The sequence below is a fragment of the Bradyrhizobium barranii subsp. barranii genome, assembly GCF_017565645.3.
In the GTDB taxonomy this organism is placed as follows: Bacteria; Pseudomonadota; Alphaproteobacteria; order Rhizobiales; family Xanthobacteraceae; genus Bradyrhizobium; species Bradyrhizobium barranii.
Map to the genome: position 1 here is coordinate 138,152 of NZ_CP086137.1, position 6,643 is coordinate 144,794.

At 61.2% G+C, this 6,643-nt stretch carries 5 protein-coding genes and 1 pseudogene; 2 read left to right on the forward strand and 4 right to left on the reverse strand.

What is annotated here, in order from left to right:
• Nucleotides 1-2 precede the first annotated feature (2 nt).
• Nucleotides 3-1,160: an IS66 family transposase gene (gene tnpC, locus J4G43_RS52440; RefSeq protein ID WP_225005943.1), complete on the reverse strand. Its 1,158-nt coding sequence runs from the start codon at nt 1,158-1,160 to the stop codon at nt 3-5.
• A 507-nt stretch (nt 1,161-1,667) separates the two neighbouring features.
• Between tnpC and J4G43_RS52445 the strand changes: the two genes are divergently transcribed.
• A complete protein-coding gene (locus tag J4G43_RS52445; RefSeq protein ID WP_049810452.1) occupies nt 1,668-3,755 on the forward strand; it encodes a recombinase family protein in 2,088 nt (695 codons plus the stop codon).
• On the opposite strand, the gene tnpB is transcribed toward J4G43_RS52445, so the two are convergent.
• Nucleotides 3,743-4,051, reverse strand: a complete 309-nt coding sequence (tnpB, locus tag J4G43_RS52450; protein WP_208089704.1) for an IS66 family insertion sequence element accessory protein TnpB — start codon at nt 4,049-4,051, stop codon at nt 3,743-3,745. The genes J4G43_RS52445 and tnpB overlap by 13 nt on opposite strands.
• Entirely contained in the window at nt 4,048-4,464 is a 417-nt protein-coding gene (locus J4G43_RS52455) for a transposase (protein WP_225005946.1), read from the reverse strand. Before J4G43_RS52455 ends, tnpB begins: the two co-directional genes overlap by 4 nt.
• A 71-nt stretch (nt 4,465-4,535) precedes the next feature.
• Here J4G43_RS52455 and J4G43_RS52460 point away from each other — a divergent pair.
• Nucleotides 4,536-4,895: pseudogene (locus J4G43_RS52460) on the forward strand (transposase); the annotation flags it as partial.
• Nucleotides 4,896-5,233: 338 nt separating this feature from the next.
• Here the strand turns inward: J4G43_RS52460 and J4G43_RS52465 are convergent.
• A complete protein-coding gene (locus J4G43_RS52465) occupies nt 5,234-6,259 on the reverse strand; it encodes an IS110 family RNA-guided transposase (RefSeq protein ID WP_166353271.1) in 1,026 nt (341 codons plus the stop codon).
• Nucleotides 6,260-6,643 lie beyond the last annotated feature (384 nt).

The window sequence follows — 6,643 nt, forward strand, 5'->3', positions numbered from 1 at the left end:
GCTTACGCGTGAAGAACCGGATGCGGGTAATCCGCTCGTCCGGGTCTGTGAGGGGCGGGGATGGCAACATCCCCGCCTACTCGGCATGCGGCCAGCCGCAGCGGCACGCCGCCTTTGCGCTCGGGCCGTGCGAGCCGATGATAGCCCTGGTATCCGTCGACCTGAAGGATGCCGTCGAAGCCCTCGAGGATGCGCTCAGCATGGCCGCCACCGCGTCCTGGCGCGTAGTGGTAGACCACGATTGGTGGATCAGCGCCGCCGTGGCCGCGATCGTCGCGCAGGACAGCCCACAGATAGCCGGTCTTCGTTCGGCCCCGGCCCGGATCGAGCACAGGCGCCCTGGTCTCGTCCATGAACAAGCGGCCCGATTGCTTCATCACGACGCTCATGCGCTCGACCAGCGGCGCGAGGTGGAAGGCGACCGTTCCCATCCAGTCTGCCAGAACGGCGCGATCGATGAAGATGCCATGCCGGGCCAGAACCTGCGACTGACGATAGAGTGGCATGTGCTCGCTGAACTTGGCGACCGCCACCTGCGCCAGCAGCGCCTCGGTGGGGATGCCACCCTCCACGAGATGGGCGGGCGCCGGCGCCTGAGCAACACCGGTGCAGCCCTTTGCGCAGGCGTAGCGCGGTCGCACCGTCTCGATCACACGATACTGGGCGGCCATGACATCGAGACGGCGGGAGCGATCCTCGCCGATCTGGACCATCCGGCCGCAGCCGCAGGGACACTCGAGGTTCTCGGGTTCGATCACCTGCTCGATGCGCGGCAGGTGCGCGGGAAAGGCACGGGCAGCGCGCCTGGTCCGGCGGCTGGACGGCGCCGTGCCGGCGCGGCGCGCACGATCGTCCTGGCGTTCCTGGACTTCGGCGATGGCAATCTCGATGTCCTCGAGAACCAGTTGCATCTGATCGGGATTGAACTTCTCCGAGCGTTTACCGAAACGTGCGCGCTCGTACTCCTTCACGAGCAGTTCGAGGCGTTCGACGCTCTCTTTGGACGCAGCCAGTTCACTCTCGACATGAAGGCGCGCCGAGCATTCATCGTCTGCGCGACGACGCTCGGCTTCAATCATCGCTTCCTGCGCGCGGAAGAGCGCGCGCACATCGGCGGGCAGCGCTGCAAGACGGGCGGGATCAATGGGGGACGGCGGCACATCCGCAAGCTATCATCCCAAAGCCCCGCGCGAAACAGGTTGTCGGGTCTGAGTCAGTTCGCCGCAGCTGGCGTCGCGACAATCCGTTCGCCCACTCGCTTCCAGTTCAGCCCTTCAAACGAGGGGATTGAGGAATGTCCCTGATAGTGAGTCTGACGAATCATTTCCGGAGGTGGTCGAGGTTGGGGACCCCCACCATCCTTTGTGGGGGCGCTCATATCGAGTGATTAGGAAGATCGGTCAGCGAGGCCGAGGCATTCCCGCTTCGTATGAAGTTGAGTATCGCGCAGGAAGCAGTCTTCTGATTCAAGCAACCGCAATCGAATATTATGAGCAAGAGGCAAATCAGATTAAGCTGAGTATGGAGGCTCTACTCGAGCTTTTATCGACAGCGGATTGTCCCGACGCACATGAGCATGGATCCAGCCGATCTTTGGTCGACGCTGACGCCCGCGCTCCGACGCCAGATCGTCGAAGACGTCGCCGCAATTTTGGCGGAGATCCCTCATGAAGTCCGAGCTGGTCACACCAAGCCACTTGGCGCGCAAAGCCGTAGTCTACATCCGGCAGTCGACGCCCCATCAGGTCGTAAGCAATCAGGAGAGCCTGCGCCTTCAATACGCGCTTCGCCAGCGCGCCCGCGAACTCGGATGGCGTGAGGCGGCCATCGACGTGATTGATGCCGATCTCGGGTTGAGCGGCGCGTCTATAGCACAGCGTAACGGCTTCAAGGAACTCGTTGGCCGTGTTGGCCTGAGTGAAGTGGGACTCATCCTGTCGATCGACGTGACCCGCTTGGCGCGTAATTGTACCGACTGGTATCCGCTCCTGGATATCTGTGGTCTACGTGGCTGCCTGATCGCCGACCGCGATGGTGTCTATGATCCGGGCACTCCCAACGGACGGTTGCTTCTCGGGCTGAAGGGTTCGATCTCCGAGCTTGAGCTACATACGATCCGCAGCCGGCTGACCGCCGGCCTGCTGGCCAAAGCCGAACGCGGCGAACTTGCGGTTATGCTGCCAATCGGGCTGATGCGGGACCCGAGCGGTGTGGTCGTTAAGGATCCCGACATGGCCGTGCAAGGGCGGCTCGGTCTCGTCTTCCAGTTATTCCTGCAGCTGCGCAGCGTTGCCAAGGTCATGCGAGCGTTGAACGAGCGTGACCTGGAACTGCCGCGTCGTGATCGATATGGCGATTTGTGCTGGACGCGCGCGACGCTGGCTGCCGTCGCGGCGATCTTGAAGAACCCCGCATACGCGGGCGCCTTTGTCTATGGACGAACCCGCTTCCGGCCGCCGAAGCGGGAGGGGGCCCTGCCACAAAAGGCTCCGCGGCCGATGGAGGAGTGGCGGATCGTCGTTAAAGATCGATATCCAGCCTATATCGACTGGCCAATTTATGAAAAAATCCGATCCGTCATCAGAGATAACCGAGCCGAATACATGCGCATCAAAACCCGCGGCGCGCCTCGCAATGGCGAGCTCCTGCTCCACGGCATTGCCTGGTGCGCACGATGTGGCCATAAGATGTACGTCCGCTACAAGGGCGGCGGCGAATATGTATGCAATCACCTGCGTACCCAGGAAGGTCAGCCAACCTGCCAACACATCCGCGCCGCCCATATCGATGCAGCCGTTGGCGACGCATTCCTAACCGCACTAGCGCCGGCCGAACTCGATGCCTTGTCGCGCTCCCGCCGGGTGCAGCAGCAGACGAACAATGCGCTACGCTCCAGTGCAGAACGAGAGCTCGAGCGCAAGCGATACACGGCGGCGCTCGCCGAACGGCAGTTCAACCGAGCTGATCCAGATAATCGGTTGGTCGCCTCGGAACTCGAGCGTCGATGGGAAGCGGCGCTAAACGACGTGCGCGCCGCCGAAGAGGCGCTTGCCCGACAGACGCCGCCCAAAGCCATCACACAAGTGGCCATAAGCAAGGAGCTCAACGACAAGGTCATCAGCCTCACCGGCCGCCTCCCGCAGATATGGGGTGACGAGACTATCTCGGATGCGCATCGCAAGGCGTTGTTGCGATGTCTCATCGAAAAGGTCGTTCTCGACCGCGGTGAGCGCGACTTGGCCCTGGCTAGGATCGTCTGGCGGGGAGGCGCCGTGACGGAGCTCGAAGTGAAGATGAGCGTCAACTCCGTCACCAGATTGACGCGAGGCACAGAGATGCGGGAACGCCTTCTGACGCTCGCTCGCGACGGCGTCCCAGACGACAAGATCGCCACAATCCTTACTCGGGAAGGTCACCGCTCTCCCCGTTGCGCCGATAAGGTGCTGCCTATCACCGTTGGGCGGCTCCGTCGTGCCGCCGCCATCAAGGTAACTGCCCAGCGCAGCCGATGGGAGCATGACGACTCATACCTCAGCCCGCCCGAACTGGCCCGAAGGCTCGAGATTCCAGTAAACTGGCTCTATGTTCAGATCCGAACCAAGCGTTTGCTAATTGATCGCCAGCCCAGCGGCGCCTATCTCTTCCCGAATACACCATCCGTTCTTCACGCCATCGGAGACCTTCGAAACCACGTCATCGCGCAACTTGATCTAAGAATCTGTCAGCCTAACAAGGAGGGGCATCAACATGGGTGATCGAGCAGCGCTTCGAACTGCACGCGCGTCAGATGCATGACGCCGTCGCTGATCTGCGGCCACTCGAAACGACCATCGCGGCCAAGGCGCTTGTAGACCAAAACGAGGCCCGTGCCGTCCCATAGCAAAATCTTCAGCCGGTCGGCGCGCTTCGAACGAAAAACCACGATCAGGCCCGAATGCGGATCGAGCCCAAGCGTGTTTTGCACAAGACCGGCCAGCGCGTCGTGCCCGCACCGGAAGTCAACAGGACGCACAGCAAGCACAATCCGCAGTCCCTGCGCCGGAATGATCATGCGCCGCGCTCGATCGCAGTCACGATCTCCGCGATCCGCACCGCCGACACGTCCGCATCCAGGCGGACCGAAACCTTGCCAATCGTAATCTCGACGGGCCCCTCGCTCTTGCCTGACGCCACTGGATCGCTCAGCTCGATCGAATCGCTCAGCTCGATCGACACGAAATCCGCCGCGTCGTCCGTGACCAATGCGAGCCGGCCAGCACGCGCCAATCTGCGCCACGTCGTCAACTGCTGGGCCTTCACACCATAACGCCGTGCGACATCACATACCCGGGCGTCGGGCTTCATGCTCTCGAAAACAGCGCGCCCCTTGATCTCCGCAGACCATAACCGGCCTCCAGAACGCGTCCGGCGCGTAAGCTTCCCTACAAAGCCATCAGCTTCGGCTTCCTCCCCCGATTGTTCCATCGCCTTCAGTCTCCTCTTGGCTCTCTGACCAGCCAAGAATCGCAGAGCGAAAGCCGAAGCGAAACCAATCAATCAAATGGGAGAAAAGCTCCGCTTACGTCTCGTTCTGCGTGGCGGCTCTGGAAGAGGCGCTGGCGACGTACGGCACGCCGGAGATTTTCAACACCGACCAGGGCAGCCAGTTCACCAGCGTGGCCTTCACCGGCGCGTTGGTGGGCGCAGGGATCAAGATCTCCATGGATGGCCGCGGTCGTTGGATGGACAATGTCTTCATCGAGCGGCTGTGGCGGTCGCTCAAGCATGAGGACATCTATCTCAAGGGCTATGCCGACGGCCGCGAGGCCAAGGCAGGGATCGCGAGCTGGATCGCCTTCTACAACGATCGTCGCCTTCATCAGTCCCTCGGCTATCGCACGCCGATGGCGGTCTGGCGCGAACGGATGCAGGCCGCGAAGGCTGTGGACATGGTGGACAACGCTGACGCGTTGACCACATGCCCATCTGTGGACGCCCCGGTGGATGCAAGAAGAATCTTTCGATTAGGTGTTGCGCGTAGTCGGGTGCTGACATCTGTCCGGCCTTGATTGCGACCGTCATATGTCGCGGGCCCGTATGGGAGTTCGCGGATCAGGTCCAAATCACAGCGGCGTACTTGGAAGCACTTGGGCATGTACTGGTTTTCCCGACCCCGTCTCATCGACTGTTGCGCCGTACCTTCCGTTTGACCTTCCTACCTCCTCGACGACCTCTGGTCGGGCGGACTAAGCGATTAAGCCGCTGCGACCGGAGCTTTGTAGACCCCACCGTTGACCATCAAAGCCCACACGGTGCGAGCCATCTTGTTGGCGAGAGCGACGGCGACAAGCATGGGCGGCTTACGAGCGAGCATGCGCTCCAGCCATGCCCCTTGCGATTGACCGCGTCGGCGAGCCAGCTTCACCACCGCACTCGCCCCGATGATGAGGAGACGCCGCAGCGTTCGCTCACCCATTTTCGATATTTGGCCGAGCTTCTGTCTTCCACCAGTGGAACGTTGCAGCGGCGTCAACCCCAACCACGCGGCGAAATCCCGGCCACGTTTGAAGTTTTCGGGCTCAGGCGCTAGCGCCATCAGAGCTGTCGCAGTGATTGGGCCGATGCCAGGAACTGTCATAAGCCGTCGAGCAACTTCCTCTTCTCGGGCTCGTCGCGCGATCTCAATATCGAGTTGCTTGATTTGCTCTTCCAGCACCGCCAGCATCTTGACTAGGATATCGAGCGCCGGTTGCGCCGCCGTTGGCACGCTGCTCCCGGAAGCTTGCGCGTGCTCAACCAGCGCGGCGACATTGGACGCCCCCTTTGCAACGACCAGGCCGTATTCGGCGAGGTGACCTCGCAACGCGTTTATGATCTGAGTACGTTGCCGGACCAAAAGATCGCGAGCGCGAAACACGACCGCGCTCGCCTGCTGGTCCTCACTCTTCACGGCGGCAAAGCGCATGGTGGGGCGTTGGGCTGCTTCGCAAATCGCTTCTGCATCGGCCATATCGTTTTTCTGGCGTTTCACAAAGGGCTTTACATAGGACGGTGGAATCAGACGCACTGCGTGACCCAGCTTGCCAATCTCACGAGCCCAGTGATGGGCGCTGGCGCAGGCTTCCATCGCTACCAGGCACGCAGGCTGCTGAGCAAAGAAAGCCAGCACATTATCACGACGCAGCTGTTTGCGGAAAACAACAACGCCGCCAGCGTCTGCGCCATGTGCCTGAAAAACATGTTTCGCCAAGTCTAGTCCAATCGTGCTAACTTCGTTCACGGACGCTTCCTCTTTCTGACGGTTCAACACCCTTCACTTTGGCACATCGATGCCGTCGAGGGGCGTCCACCCCATCACAGCAACTGCAGCAGACAGAGTCTCTGGCTGCGTGATAGAAAGGGATCAGGAGCGATCCGTTTCCAACTAACAAACCGGTTCAACCGGTCCCGCTCCGCGGGTCCATTTTAGCGCAACCCCGACCAGCTCCGCCGATCGCATGTTGCTCCACCCGCGCCTCGTGGCGTAAAATAAGTCGAGACTCTAATTGCCGCTGGATGAAAGTTCGGGGGCAGGTCAGCATCAATCAACGCCTGTACGGCCGCTCAAACGGGTACGCCCATATCCTCTGCAGCTGCCGTGACGACTTTGAGTGGTTCCTCGAGC

What these genes read in the sequence shown, in the direction of transcription:
- J4G43_RS52445 (WP_049810452.1), top strand. Translation starts at nt 1,668, where the DNA reads ATGAAGTCCGAGCTGGTCACACCAAGCCACTTGGCGCGCAAAGCCGTA.
- tnpB (WP_208089704.1), bottom strand. Translation starts at nt 4,051, where the DNA reads ATGATCATTCCGGCGCAGGGACTGCGGATTGTGCTTGCTGTGCGTCCT.
- J4G43_RS52455 (WP_225005946.1), bottom strand. Translation starts at nt 4,464, where the DNA reads ATGGAACAATCGGGGGAGGAAGCCGAAGCTGATGGCTTTGTAGGGAAG.